This is a genomic window from Arboricoccus pini (assembly GCF_900187945.1).
GTDB classification, from domain to species: domain Bacteria; phylum Pseudomonadota; class Alphaproteobacteria; order Geminicoccales; family Geminicoccaceae; genus Arboricoccus; species Arboricoccus pini.
The window spans coordinates 26,217-39,340 of the sequence record NZ_FYEH01000017.1 but is presented as its reverse complement, the minus strand read 5'-3'; the positions used below and the strand labels follow the sequence as shown (position 1 = coordinate 39,340).

13 protein-coding genes are annotated in these 13,124 nt (G+C 63.2%); 10 read left to right on the top strand and 3 right to left on the bottom strand.

The genetic code is table 11. The annotated features are described in order from the left end of the window. Positions 1 to 98: 98 nt before the first annotated feature. The 8 genes from CFB17_RS17035 (at position 99) to CFB17_RS17000 (ending at position 8,110) form a co-directional block, all read left to right on the top strand. Positions 99 to 782: a GntR family transcriptional regulator gene (locus CFB17_RS17035; protein WP_165769678.1), complete on the top strand. Its 684-nt coding sequence runs from the start codon at positions 99 to 101 to the stop codon at positions 780 to 782. Between the two features lie 102 nt (positions 783 to 884). Next, complete coding sequence (locus tag CFB17_RS17030; protein WP_165769677.1) at positions 885 to 1,889, top strand: ABC transporter substrate-binding protein; 1,005 nt, start codon at positions 885 to 887, stop codon at positions 1,887 to 1,889. 45 nt (positions 1,890 to 1,934) lie between these two features. Then, positions 1,935 to 2,723, top strand: coding sequence for an ABC transporter ATP-binding protein (locus tag CFB17_RS17025; RefSeq protein ID WP_243389928.1), 789 nt, complete (start codon positions 1,935 to 1,937; stop codon positions 2,721 to 2,723). 3 nt (positions 2,724 to 2,726) lie between these two features. Continuing rightward, positions 2,727 to 3,515, top strand: coding sequence for an ABC transporter permease (locus CFB17_RS17020; RefSeq protein WP_088562776.1), 789 nt, complete (start codon positions 2,727 to 2,729; stop codon positions 3,513 to 3,515). Continuing rightward, positions 3,512 to 4,300, top strand: a complete 789-nt coding sequence (locus CFB17_RS17015; protein WP_088562775.1) for an ABC transporter permease — start codon at positions 3,512 to 3,514, stop codon at positions 4,298 to 4,300. Before CFB17_RS17020 ends, CFB17_RS17015 begins: the two co-directional genes overlap by 4 nt. Continuing rightward, positions 4,297 to 5,298: an ornithine cyclodeaminase family protein gene (locus tag CFB17_RS17010; protein ID WP_088562774.1), complete on the top strand. Its 1,002-nt coding sequence runs from the start codon at positions 4,297 to 4,299 to the stop codon at positions 5,296 to 5,298. The genes CFB17_RS17015 and CFB17_RS17010 overlap by 4 nt, the downstream gene beginning before the upstream one ends. Beyond that, positions 5,295 to 6,731, top strand: coding sequence for an amidohydrolase family protein (locus CFB17_RS17005; RefSeq protein WP_088562773.1), 1,437 nt, complete (start codon positions 5,295 to 5,297; stop codon positions 6,729 to 6,731). Before CFB17_RS17010 ends, CFB17_RS17005 begins: the two co-directional genes overlap by 4 nt. After that, positions 6,728 to 8,110, top strand: coding sequence for a dihydroorotase (locus tag CFB17_RS17000; RefSeq protein ID WP_088562772.1), 1,383 nt, complete (start codon positions 6,728 to 6,730; stop codon positions 8,108 to 8,110). The genes CFB17_RS17005 and CFB17_RS17000 overlap by 4 nt, the downstream gene beginning before the upstream one ends. Before the next feature lie 258 nt (positions 8,111 to 8,368). Here CFB17_RS17000 and CFB17_RS16995 read toward each other — a convergent pair whose 3' ends face one another. The 3 genes from CFB17_RS16995 to CFB17_RS16985 all read right to left on the bottom strand — a co-directional run bounded on the left by CFB17_RS16995 (position 8,369) and on the right by CFB17_RS16985 (position 9,856). Then, positions 8,369 to 9,010 (bottom strand): methyl-accepting chemotaxis protein, encoded by a 642-nt coding sequence (locus CFB17_RS16995; RefSeq protein ID WP_279311755.1) that lies wholly within the window; start codon positions 9,008 to 9,010, stop codon positions 8,369 to 8,371. Between the two features lie 163 nt (positions 9,011 to 9,173). Beyond that, positions 9,174 to 9,620, bottom strand: a complete 447-nt coding sequence (locus CFB17_RS16990) for a PIN domain-containing protein (RefSeq protein ID WP_088562771.1) — start codon at positions 9,618 to 9,620, stop codon at positions 9,174 to 9,176. After that, the gene (locus tag CFB17_RS16985; RefSeq protein WP_088562825.1) at positions 9,617 to 9,856 is read right to left on the bottom strand and encodes a type II toxin-antitoxin system Phd/YefM family antitoxin; all 240 of its coding nucleotides are present in this window, start codon (positions 9,854 to 9,856) and stop codon (positions 9,617 to 9,619) included. Before CFB17_RS16985 ends, CFB17_RS16990 begins: the two co-directional genes overlap by 4 nt. Before the next feature lie 207 nt (positions 9,857 to 10,063). Between CFB17_RS16985 and repA the strand changes: the two genes are divergently transcribed. Continuing rightward, entirely contained in the window at positions 10,064 to 11,284 is a 1,221-nt protein-coding gene (repA, locus tag CFB17_RS16980) for a plasmid partitioning protein RepA (RefSeq protein WP_165769676.1), read from the top strand. Continuing rightward, a complete protein-coding gene (locus tag CFB17_RS16975; protein ID WP_088562769.1) occupies positions 11,268 to 12,287 on the top strand; it encodes a ParB/RepB/Spo0J family partition protein in 1,020 nt (339 codons plus the stop codon). The genes repA and CFB17_RS16975 overlap by 17 nt, the downstream gene beginning before the upstream one ends. The last annotated feature ends 837 nt before the right edge of the window (positions 12,288 to 13,124 follow it).

Genomic DNA, 13,124 nt, shown 5'->3' with positions numbered 1-13,124 from the left:
CGATATTTTCTACAAACATCTTAATTTGTGCATTTGGTATACTTTATGACCTCCCTGTGGTTATGCCTTGTGCACGGGATATTGAGAGCAAGTGCGCGATGAAGCTGCCAGACATAGAAATTCGGACCGGCGCGCAGGACGTGCAGCGTAAGCTGGCAGCCGACATTCTCTTCGGCCGGCTGCGACCGGGTGCGAAGCTGAAACTGGCCGAGATCGGCCCCCTCTATGCGATCGGCATGAGCCCCTTGCGCGAAGCCCTGGCCGGTCTCGCAGGCCAAGGCTTGGTGATGCAGGAAGGACAGCGAGGCTTCCGGGTGGCCGATGTGTCGCTTGCCGACCTCATGGACGTCATCGCGATGCGCACACGCCTCGAAGTGATGGCGCTCGAGGCCTCGATCGATTGCGGCGACGTCGAATGGGAAGCGCGAATTATCGCTTCGTTTCATAAACTTAGCCGCCACAAACGGACGCAGGAGCACCTGATCGACGAGACTTGGGAAGATCTGCACCGCTCCTTTCATCTCAGTCTGATCGGCGCCTGCGGCTCGCCTCGCCTCTTCACCTATTGCGCGGGGCTGCTCTCACAGTTCGACCGCTATCGCCGTATCGCCGTGCTGGCACGCGCGCAGCACGCGATCCTCACCCCCATGGATGGCAAGATCGTCGACGCAGCTCTGGAGCGTGACAAAGTCACGGCGGCCCTGCGTTTGCGGGATCATATAGCGGAGAGCGGCCAAGGTGTCGTCGAGATGTTCGGCGAGCGGATGCCCAGATGCGCCTGATCCGCTAAGATATCCCGCTGGCATACTCCTTGCGGGTCTGAAGGTCCCGGCGCCCATTGAGAGCCCGCTCATGCGCCAGCGCGGTCGCATTTGGAGATGAACGTGCCTGCCTCGCTTCCTCGACGTCACTTTCTCTTAGCCGGCACGGCCGCGCTCGCCGGGACCGCGGCGTTGAGCGGAACGGTGCGCGCCGCCGCCGCATCGCCCGTGAATTTTCAGCTCTCCTGGATCAAGAGCATCCAATATGGCGGTTATTTCGCCGGGATCGACCAGGGCACGTTCGGAAAATTCGGCATCGAGGCAAGTTTCAATCCCGGCGGTCCGAACATCGACCCCGTGGCCAACGTCGCGAGCGGTCAGATGATGATCGGCGACCGCCCCTCTGGTCCCCTGATCATCGCCCGGGAAAAAGGTATTCCGATCAAGATCATCGGCACGGTCTTTCAAAAAAGTCCGTTCAGCATCATGAGTCTCGCCTCCAAGCCGATCAAGAGCTTGAAGGAACTGTCGGGCAAGACCATCGCCGTGGCGACGTCCAACAAGCCCTTGATGCTGAACCTTCTGACCGATGCCGGCGTCGATCCCGAATCGGTCAACATGGTGCCCTCCTCGCCCGATCCATCGGCCTTGATCGGCGGTCAGCTCGATGCCTATTCGGGCTATGTGACAAACCAGGGTGTCATGCTGCAGACGAGGGGGGTCGAGATCTATGCCTTGAACGCGCAGGATCTGGGCATGCCGGAGACGGCCGGGACGATCTACGCGCGCGAGGATTTTCTCAACGACAACCGCCAGCTCGTCGTGAATTTCCTCAAAGGCGCCATCGCCGGCTGGGGCTGGGCGCTTAATCACCCCGAAGAGACCGCCCGCCTGATGGTGGACAAATATGGCAGCCCCGGACTGGACTACACGGCGCAGCTGACCGAACTCAAGGCGAGCAAGCCCTATATCGTCGCCGGCGCCGGCCAGACGAAAGGTCTTCTGGCTATCGACCCTCTCCTCTATCAGCAGATCATCGACCTCTACCGCAAGGTGGGCCTCATCAAGTCCGACATGAAAGCCGCGGATCTCTGCGATCCAAGCTTCGTCGACGCGGCACTGAGCTGACGGCCTCTAGACATGTCGCGCGATCTCGAGGTCAGGAACGTGTCCATGCATTTCGCAGGGCGCAAGGAGCCGGTCGTCGCTCTCGACAAGGTCGATCTCAGGCTGAATGCAGGGCGTTTCGGCTCGATCATCGGACCTAGCGGCTGCGGCAAATCCACTTTGTTGCGGCTGATCGCCGATATCGCCCAACCAACCTCGGGCAGCCTGACCCTGGGCCACGAATCGCCGAGGCAGGCCAGGCTCGCCAACGCGCTGGGCTTCGTCTTTCAGTCGCCTACTTTGCTGCCCTGGCGGACGGTGCGGCAGAATATCGAGCTGCCGCTCGAAATTCTGGGCCGTAACAACACGCGGGTACGGAGCCAAGGTGCCGCCGATCTGATCGAGCTTGTCGGGCTCAAAGGCTTCGAGGACGCATTGCCCAATGAATTGTCCGGCGGCATGCAGCAGCGCGCGGCCATCGCCCGTTCGCTGATGCTACGGCCGGACGTGCTGCTGTTGGACGAGCCCTTCGGGGCACTCGACGAGATCACCCGCCAGCGAATGAATCTCGAGCTGCTCCGCGTCTGGTCGGAAAGCGGCACGACGGCGCTCTTGGTGACCCACTCGATCACCGAGGCGGTATTCATGTCAGACGAAGTCTTCGTCATGCAGCCTCGGCCAGGCCGCATCTCCCAGACGATCGAGGTGCCGCTCGAACGCCCCCGTCATCTGGGCCTGATGCGCACGCCTGCCTTCTACGATTGCGTCAACCGCGTGCGCGACGGCCTGTTTGGGGGCCAAGCCGCTTCGAGCGATGAGGCGATGCCAGCCCCAGCCGCCACGGACGGGTATTGACGCATGCGAGGAACGCCACCGCGCACTGGCCGCTCCCGCGATACATTGGCCCTCATCTTCCCCAGCGCTACGGCAGCACTCCTGCTGCTGGCTGCCGAGGTCCTGCAGCGGCTCCATGCGCTGCCGGTCTTCATACCGGCACCCTCGCAGCTGGTGGTTGCAATCATCGCTCGGCCCGGCCTTGTCATCCAGAATGTCGTCCCGACCGCCGTCAAGGCGGCAGAAGGTTATCTGGCCGCGATCATGGCCACATTCTGCGCGGCCGCCCTTGCAGCCTTGGTCAGTCGCTTATCCGGCGTCGTCTACAATCTGGGCGTCATCCTGAGCGCCATCCCCATTATCGCTTTGGCACCGCTCTTGGCCCTCTGGCTGGGCACCGGCCCATCGCTGCAGATCGTCATCGCGGCCTTGTCCAGCCAGTTTCCCATGCTGGTCGGGATGATGCAGGGCATGGCCGCCGCGGACGAACGTCAACGGGAGTTGTTCCACATCCTCTCGGCCAGCCCGCTCCAGTCCTTTCGCTACCTGCTCGTGCCGGGTGCCCTGCCCTTCGTTTTCGCGGGACTGAAGATTGCGGCACCTTCAGCCGTCCTCGGAACTGTCACGGCCGAATGGGCCGGCGCGGATCGCGGCATCGGTGCCATGATGCTCTATGCGCTGTTTTCCTATGACATCGTCACCGTCTGGCTTTCGGTTCTCCTCACCTGCCTTCTGGCGAGCGGCGCCTATGCCATCTGTGCCATGATCGAGCGACGCCTCGTTTTCTGGGCCAGCGGCGAGCAACTCGCATGAGGAGCGGCTTTAATCTGGCGGCGTTCAAAACGCCGCTTTTCTTCCTGGCGACCTGTCTTGTGATCGGCGTCGTCTGGCACCTGCTGATCAAGGTCTTCGCGATTCCCCCTTATCTCGTGCCGGAACCACCCACGGTGCTGGAAGGCGCTCTGGCAAATAGCGGCGTGCTTGCGAGCCGGACAGCTTTCACGCTCACTTCCGGGCTTTTGGGGCTTGCCTTGAGCACGGTGCTGGCTGCCGCAGTTGCCGGCCTCTACGTGGCTTTTCCGCGCGCGGAGCAGGCCTCCATGCCTATCGTCCTTGCCTTTCGCTCCGCCCCCGTTGCCGCCGTCGCCCCGATCATCATGATGATGCTGGGTCGCGGCATCAGCGCCAGCATCCTGGTGGTCGTCATCGTCTCGATCTTCCCGCTGCTCATCAACCTCATGCGCGGCATGCGCGCGGCCGAGCCCACCACCTTGGAACTGCTGCACGTCTACAACGCTTCGATCTGGCAGCAGCTTCGTTATGTCCGACTGCCCTCCGCCATGCCCTATCTGTTCACCGGCCTGCGCATCGCCGGCACGACCGCCCTCCTCGGTGCCATGCTGTCGGAATGGATCACCGGCTCACGCGGTCTGGGGCTTCTCATTCTGGACAGCGGCGAGATGCGCGACATCGCCCTCCTTTGGGCTGCGGTCCTCCTCTCCATTCTACTGGCACTTTCGATGTTCTGGATAACCTCCAGCCTTGAGCAACGCCTGTCGCGCTGGCGCCGCGTCGGTGCCGCCGGCCTTTCCTCATGAGGCTGTTCTCCGACGCCGACGTGGATCGGCTGATCACCCGCGACCTGGCCCTTAAAGCCGCAATCGACGCTTATCGACTGCAGGCGGCAAACGAGCCGCAGCCCTCCGCCCGGGTCGACCTGCGCGGACACACCCCCAGGCATGGCGTCCTGGGCCTGATGACTCTGGACAGCGATGGCCTGCTGAGCGTGAAAACGAACGTTCACAGCCACGTCGGGCCGAATGGTACGCGCCGGGGGGCGAGCCTCCTGACCTTGTGGAATGCGCGCCAAGCGGAGCCTTTGGCGATGTTCTCCGGCACGCGTTTCAACCAGCACCGCACCGCCGCGGGCCTGGCGGCTGGCTGCGATCTCCTGGCTCCACCCGAAGCGACAACGCTCACGATCTTCGGGACGGGCGCGATGGCGCCGGAGACCATCCGCTACATGGCGGCCATCCGCCCGATCCGCACGGTGCTCATTGTCGGCCGGAGCCAGCCTCGCGCTGCCGCACTCGTCGATGCAGCGCGAAGCTGGCCCGACCTCGCCAACGCGACCATCAGCTACGAGAATGATCCCGCCGCCGCCGTGGCGGCGGCCGACATCGTGGTCACCATCACCAGCGCGGACGAGCCCGTCTTTCCCGGGGCTGCCCTGCGCTCCGGCACGACCGTCGTCCTGGCCGGGGCCAACCGGCCCACCGCCCGCGAGGCCGACGATTGCCTGATCCGGCGGGCCGAAATCTATGTCGATCATCTGGAGGGCTGCCTCGCGCGGGCCGGTGATCTCTGCCTGCCGCTCGGGACCGGTATTTTACATCGCGATCAGATCGTGGGTGAAATCGGCGCGCTGGATGGCAGGCCGGGCAGAACCCACGATATCGTCGTCTTCAAGTCGATCGGCATCGCTGTGCAGGACCTGCTCCTGGCCAGTCGACTGATCGAACGGGCAGGCGCCGACGACGGCCTCTGGTTCGATCCCACGGGTGCCGCACACGCCTTGCAGGAAACCCGCTCGTGAGCCGTCTCGTCATCCAAGGGGTCTCCGTCCTCGACTCCACGATGGAGACGGGTCTGCGCCCGGGACAGACCGTGATCCTCCAGGGAGATCGCATCCTGGCCGTGGGGCCCGCCGACGCTCCTTCCCTGGTCGCCCGCGACGGCGATACGATCCTCGAAGGCACGGATAGGCTCCTGGCTCCTGGGCTTGTCAATGCGCACACACATTCGCAGTCCAGCACGCTGGCCGGGTTCGGCGATCGGCTGAGCCATCCAGCCTTCATGTGGCTGACGCAGGCCCATACGTCCGGGCGCACGCGCGACGAGATCAGACTGGCCGTCTTTCTCTGCGCCTATGGGCTGATGGCCTCAGGGACGACCGCCGTGCTGGACCATTTTCCCGGCCAGCGCTTTTCGGGCGACGATCTGGACGCGGTGCTGGGTGCCTGGGCGGAAACGGGATTGCGCGCCGTCGTGGGCGTTCGCTTCTTCGACCAGGCCTTCGCCGACATCATCCCGACCGATCTGCCCGACGACCTTGCCGGACGGCTGGATCGGGTGGAACTTCTCAAGCGCCAGCCGCTTGAAAGCGTGGCGGAGCTGACCCGAGACGCCGTTGGCCGCTGGCACGGCTATGAAGGGAGGATCGGTGTCTTCCCGGCCCCCTCCAACCCCGATCGCTGTTCGGATGCCGCACTCCTGTTTTGCGCCGAGATCGCGGCGACCCACGATCTGGGCATCCACACGCACCTTCTGGAGACCGCCCGGCAGAGATCCATAGCCATCGATCGCTATGGTGTCGGCACTCTGGCGCATCTCGAGCAGTTGGGAGTCCTTTCGGAGCGCTGGTCTTGCGCCCACTCGATCTGGCTGGACGATGACGAGATCGCCTTGATGGCCAAGCGGGGCGTCATCGCCGTCCTCAATCCCGAAAGCAACGCCAGGCTGGGCACGGGGCTCTGCCCCATCCCGTCCTTGCGGCGGCAAGGTGTACGCTTGGCCCTCGGCACCGACGGGGCCGGCTCGAACGACAATATGGTCATGCACGAAGCCATGCGCGCCATCGCGACCGCCCATCGTCAAGACGAGGCCAACCATGAGAGATGGATGTCGGCACGGGAGTCGTTCGAGATCGCCACGTCCGGCGGCGCAAAGGCCTTGCGCTGCCCGGGCCTCGGCCAGGTCGCGGCCGGGGCTCCGGCCGATGTCGTGCTGTACCGGCTGGATGCTCCCTGGTGGTTCCCGATTAACGACGCCGTGGCACAGATGGTTTTTGCCGAGACCGGTGCCTCGGTCGACACCGTGATCGCGGCGGGCCAAGTGATCTATAGCGGCGGGCGGCCCAGGCGCTTCGATCCAGTCGAGCTTCGGCTTGAGATCGAGGCGATGATACAAAGCCTGCGTCGACGAAATGCCGATCTCTTCGAGGCGGCAGCAAGGGTGGCGTCGCAATGAGCACGGAAGCAGTCGGTATCCCGATGGTCGACCTCGTGATCGAGAACGGCCTGCTCGTCAGTCCCAGCCTCATCTGGCCGGATACAGTCGCTGTCCACGAGGGCAAGATCGTGGCGATCGGGCCGCTCGAGACGATGCCGCCGGCGCGTGAGCGCATCGACGCGCGGGGCCTGCACGTGCTGCCAGGCGCCATCGACGTCCACGTCCATTTCCGCGAACCCGGATTCGCGCACAAAGAGACTTGGACATCCGCTACGCAGGCGGCAGCCGTGGGAGGCGTGACGACGGTCTTCGACATGCCGAACACGCGCCCCCCCACGGCCAGCCCCGCCGCCGTGGCGGAAAAAGACGCCTTGGCGGCGAAGCAGGCGATCGTCGATTACGGCATCTACGGTCTCATCGGTGAGGACAATGGCGATGAGCTGAAAGCGATGCTCGATGCTGGTGCCAGCGCTTTCAAGCTCTATATGGGCAGCGAGAATCCGCTGGCGCCCTGCCCGAGCGATGGCGCCATCGTCGATGCGTTCGAGACCTTGGCGGGCCTCGGTATTCGCTGCACCGTGCATGCGGAAAACACCCCCATTCTCAAGCGCCGGGGAGAACGCCTGCGCCGGAGCGGCCGGGTCGACGCGGCAGCCCATCTGGAACAGCACGCGGACATCGCCACGGTCGAGGCGGTCAGCCGAAGCGCGATCTTCGCCGAATGGACCGGTTGCAAGATCCACATCGCGCACGAAAGCTCGCGCCACTCGCTGCCGCACATCCGCTTTGCCAAGTCGCGCGGGGTCGACATCACGGTCGAGACCTGCCCGCATTATCTGTTTCTGTCGACGGATGACAGTTCCAGGCTGGGTGCCAATTTCTTGCGGGTGAAACCACCGGTGCGCGAGCCCGGTCATGCGGGACCGCTCTGGGATGCCTTGATCGACGGTACGATCGATATCCTCTCGACCGACCACGCCCCGCATCTGCCGGATGAAAAGCGCCGCCCCGTCATCTGGGACTGCGCGCCGGGCTTTCCGGGCGTCGAAACCTCGATGCGGTTGATGCTGACCGAAGTCAATCGCGGACGCATGACCCTTTGCCAATATGTTCGCATGGCCTGCCGGGCTCCGGCCGATGCGTTCGGCCTCGCGCACAAAGGGCGGCTGGAGGTGGGCGTCGATGCCGACATCGTGCTGGTGGATCTGCGGGCGGAGGGACGGATCGAGGGCGCCCTCCTGCACTCGCTCGGCAACGCCACGCCTTACGAGGGTTTCGCGACCATCGGCATGCCCGTTCGCACGATGGTGCGCGGCAGGACGGTAGCGCTGGACGGGCGACCGGTAGGACAGCCTGGCTGGGGCCGCCGGGTCGGTGCTCCTTCTGCCTCCGCCTGAAAAATGCATACCCCCACTTGGCCGAAATAGGGCCGGAGCTTGGCCGTGCAGGCTCTCCAGGCCCTTTGACACTGGCCATGGCCGAAAATCAGCATTGTCTTTGGGGCGTCCGGGAACTTCCTGGAGACAATGTGCGGCTTGGATTGACCGCCTGCCACTGAAGCGACCGCCCAGGAGCCCGGGGCCTGATTTTCTCCACGCCGCTACAGCAGGGTTCAGGACGGCTCGGCCCTCCAGGAGGATCGCCGGCCCGGCAGGTCAGGCCGCGACCATCGCTATGGCTCTTTGAGTCGCGCTTCGCGTGTCACCGGCCAGCTTTTTGACCTCGCTCGCCACCACGGCAAAACCGCGACCGGCCTCCCCCGCCCTCGCGGCCTCGATTGTTGCGTTCAGTGCTAGAAGGTTGGTCTGGTTGGCGATCTGACCGATGGCAGCGACGATTTCACCCATTTGCTGCAGCGTGGACTTGAGCTTCTGCTGGCTGGCGGTCAATTCGAGCTTGCGGTCGGTGACGTCTGTGGCGACCTTGACGACCTTGAACGGCCGGCCCGCCGGGTCCAGGATGGGGTTGTAGGTGGCCTGGAGCCAGACGCCCCGCCCGTCCTTGGCGATGCGATAAAATTCGCCGGCACTGAACTCACCTTGGCCCAACATGTGCCAGAATTTAATATAGGCGTCCGACATCGCAAACTCGGCATCGCACAGCATTCGATGATACTTTCCTATGATTTCAGAAGGCGCATAGCCCATGAGACGCAGGAAGACATCATTGGCTGCAAGCACCTTGCCCGTAAGATCGAATTCAACGACGGCCTGTGAACGACATATCGCCGACCAAACCAAGTCGACATGATCGTCGCTAAAAATCTCGCGGGGCTGCTCTGACAACGTTTTCAGCACCTTATGGCTAGCGGCTTGCCATCTGACAAAGTACTCGACGAGTTAAGATTTGATGAACGGGACAGCTCTATTTGGCGGCGCACGACAGCGGTCGGCAGAGGCTGGTAAGGGCCCGTCACGAATGGGACCGGCAGTTCGCTCCAGCGACTGCCCGGTCGAGCGATCAGTCTCGCAACAGCGTGGTCAGAAGCTGGTGCGGCTGCTTGGCGAACGGATTAACGATGGTTGTGCCGCCGGCGGTGAAGCCATCTTGCATATCTTCCGACAGCAAAATGCGGCAGCCCCCCTCCCCTGCCGCAGCCAGGATCACGGCATCCCAGGTGCTGAACCCATGGTCGGCGACGAGATCGGTCGCCCGGCGGATGACCTGGACGGAGGTCGGCACGAGGTGGCAAAGTTCCTGCCAGCTCAAGATCGCGCTGCGGGCCGCCGGACGGGTCCGCCCGGCCTTGCGGACAAGAACAGTCATAAGCTCGCCCACGACTTGAACCGGCAGCACCAGGTCATGCGGCGGCAGGCGCTCGAGCAAATTCAGCGCCTCGGCCTGCCGCGAAACGCCGTTCACCCCCTCGGCATAGGCCAGCACGTTGGTGTCGAGGGCGATCCTCACCGTTCATACAGCTCGTCGCGGCCGATGGGACCGACATCGACGGGCGTTTCCTCGCGAAGACGCCGCAAAAGCCGGCGCCTCGCCTCGTCGCGGCCGCCCGGCCCCTCTTCGATCGGCAGGATTCGGGCCACAGGCTTGCCGTGGGCCGTGACAACATAGCTGCCACCCTCGCGCACCGCGCGCAGAATCTCGGAGAAATGTCGGTTGGCATCAACCGCCGTCACAAGACGCTCCACGCGCCACCTCCCCATGCCAAGTAGTGATATTGACTACATATCATTCACGCCGCTTGCACGGCAAGAGTCGTGGATGCGACAAGACCCCAATGGAGGGCGGGACACACCGACACCCGGCCGTCTCTCTCCATGCACGGATTTTATCGACTTATTGCGTTTTCTCGTTTAAGCGTGTTCGTTGAGGAGAAACGAAAGAAAGCCAGCCTGATGAGCGACGCCGTCGACCTCATCGCCGCCTTTGAGGATTATGCCGAATTATCGGAGGCAGTCCAAAGGCGGATCATCGAGATCGACAACAAGCCGCATCGCGAGAAGCGGCTGCGGCTCTTGCCTACGCGCGAGGCCGCAAGGCTTTTGGGGATTTCGGATTCCTATCTGCGTCGGCTGGTGCTCGAGGAGGAGGACGTTCCAAAGGGTCAGCCCATCGGCAAGACCCAGCGCGGCTTCACGCTTGAGGAAGTCAACCGAATCCGCGCTCATCTCCTCTTGAAGACCGGGGATGACCGCTACCGCGTGGGCCGACGCCGCGAGCGAGGGGACAAGCTCCAGGTCGTCACGCTCTCGAACTTCAAAGGGGGCGCAGCCAAAACGACGACGGCCGTCCATCTGGCGCAATTCCTGGCCTTTAAGGGCTATAAAGTACTGCTGCTCGACCTCGATAGCCAAGCCTCGGCTACGACGCAGTTCGGTTTCCAGCCGGACGACGATTTCAGCGAGGCCGAAACGCTCTATCCCTTTTTGCGCGGCGACGTCGACAGCCTCGCCTCGCTGATCCGTCCGACCTATTGGACCAATCTCGACATCATCCCGGCCAATCTGGGCCTCTACCGGATCGAGTTCGAATTGCCGGTGCGACAGATGCGGCAGACCAATTTTCGCTTCTGGCGACTGCTCGAGGACGGCATCAAGACCATTGAAGATCGCTATGACGTGGTGGTCTGCGACTGTCCGCCCTCGCTCGGCTATCTGAGCATCAATGCCATCTTCGCATCGACAGCACTGATCGTGCCGGCACCGCCCTCGATGCTGGATTTCGCCTCGACGGGGCGCTTTTTCCGCATGATGGCCGACACGCTACGCGACATTGCGGAATATGAGGGCGGGTCGAGCAAGATGCTCGATTTCGTGCGCATCCTCATTACCAAGTACAACACCGTCGACCGGAATCATCAGCGCATCTCAGCCTGGATGGTATCGACCTTCGCCGATCGCCTCCTTGACCAGAAAATGGCGATCACGACTGCCTTGGACATGGCGGGAAATATCAAGCGCACGCTCTACGAGTTGGAAGTGTCGAAGAACCGAAAGAGCTACGAGCGGGCGCGCGACTATCTGGACGGCGTCAACGGCGAGATCGAAGCGCTGATCCTGGCCCAGTGGCCCGGCAGCGCCAGCGGCAAGGGAGGACGTGATGCCGCCCCGGACTAAAGCGCCGACTGCACGTGCCACGGACGAAATCGACCTTGCCATCAGCGGCCTACGCCAGGAACGGGCTGAGCAGGGCGGTGCCAGGCGGCGCTCCGGTGTCGTGCCGATCAGCGATCAGGTGCGTGAAGTCTCGCGCGGCACCGCTGAGGCCTATGAGGCCCTTCGCCGACAGATGGAGGAGGCGGTCAGCACCGGCCGCATGGTGGTCGAGATCGACACCAGGCTCATTGACGACACCAGCTGGCGGGATCGCGACGATCGCGGATTTGCCGACGATGCGTTCTTAGCACTTCGCCAGTCAATCGCCGCCAATGGACAGATCACGCCCGCGGCCCTGCGCCAGGGCAAGGATGGGCGCTACGAGATCGTCTTTGGCCATCGACGGGTGCATGCCTGCCGGGCGCTGGGGCGCCCGGTGCGCGCCGTCATTGTTACGCTCGACGAGCAGGGCCTGGTGGCCCAGATGCTGATCGAAAACGCCCAGCGGATCGATCTGTCGCCGCTTGAGAAAGCCCGTCATTATCGAAGGCTGCTGAAAGCCGGCCTTTTCCAGCGCACGGAATTGGCAGCGCTCTTGGGCGTCACGCCGCAACAGGTCAGCAATGTGGCCGCCCTGGCCGATATCCCCGAGAACGTGCTGGAAATGTTGGGCGATCCCCGCGATCTCTCCATCGGTGTCGGCAAGCAATTGCTAGCGGTCCTCCAGCGTCATGGAGGAAGCTTGAGCGAGGCTGACGCCGAGGCCATGCGTGCACTCAAGGGCAATGCGACGACCAGGGCCCGGCACCTGATCCGGCTGCTTGGCAACGGCGCCCAACCCACTGCCGGAGACAAGGATGGAACCCTCATCCGCGATCGGCAGGGTCGCCGCTACGGTCGCCTCTCCCGCTCGGGCAGTCAGTTGGTCTTTCGCTTCCAGCCCGGTCTCGACGAACGCGTCATCCGCCGCCTCGCCGCGCGCATCCCCTCACTCTATGCCGAGGTCGCCGAGGACGAGGAATAGGTCGGGATCGAATCGACATGTAAGGGGACTTTGCGGAAAGTTGATCCACGCCACTTCGTGAAACAACGTCCGGGAATCCAATTGCCTGCATGCTTGGCGTGGATCACTCTTCTGCCTACAGGTCCAGATGTCCTCGCCCGCAAGACCCCTGACTGGAAAGAGGCGTGACCGCGTAGGCTAGGCGACGAAAATGCATTTTCGGCCCATTGTTCCCTGCTGCGACGAGCCGCCGAGCTCCATCCCCGGCACGGCTCACATCACCAGGTTGAGAGCTCCCCACGCAGATCCCCATGCGGGCGAACATCCCCCGCGTCGGGAGACCACGTGCTGAGAACCGGTTGGTGACCGAACAAAATGTCCGTCTTAGACCCGTCTCAAGGCCCATCGCTTTGTCGCTTGCGCGGCCAATTGCCTGGCACTGACCAATGAAGACGAGATGAGCGTCATCTCGGTCCCTGACAGATCCTGGATGGATGGCAGCCCCGAGGCCTTGGCAACAGAACGAGCGACGCGGCAAGCGGCTTGGCTGCCCCCCGGCTTGGCCGTGGCCCACGACATGCACGCCGCGAAGACTCCATACCGGTCGATAAACGTCGATAACCTCTCGCCTCCAGCCTTAGCTTTAGCCTTCAAGACAAATGCCCACCGGCCATTTCCCGGTCAGGCCCGTATGACGGTCCGATGGAACCGCGAGGCACCGGCACCATGACCGAAAATGAATCGCATGAACGATACCGATGTTAGTACGACCAGCATTGGTCCCTGCTCGACCTCGCCCCGGCGCCCACGGCCACGCGCGTAAGGCCGACCCTTGACAGAGAGACCACCTTTTTTTCG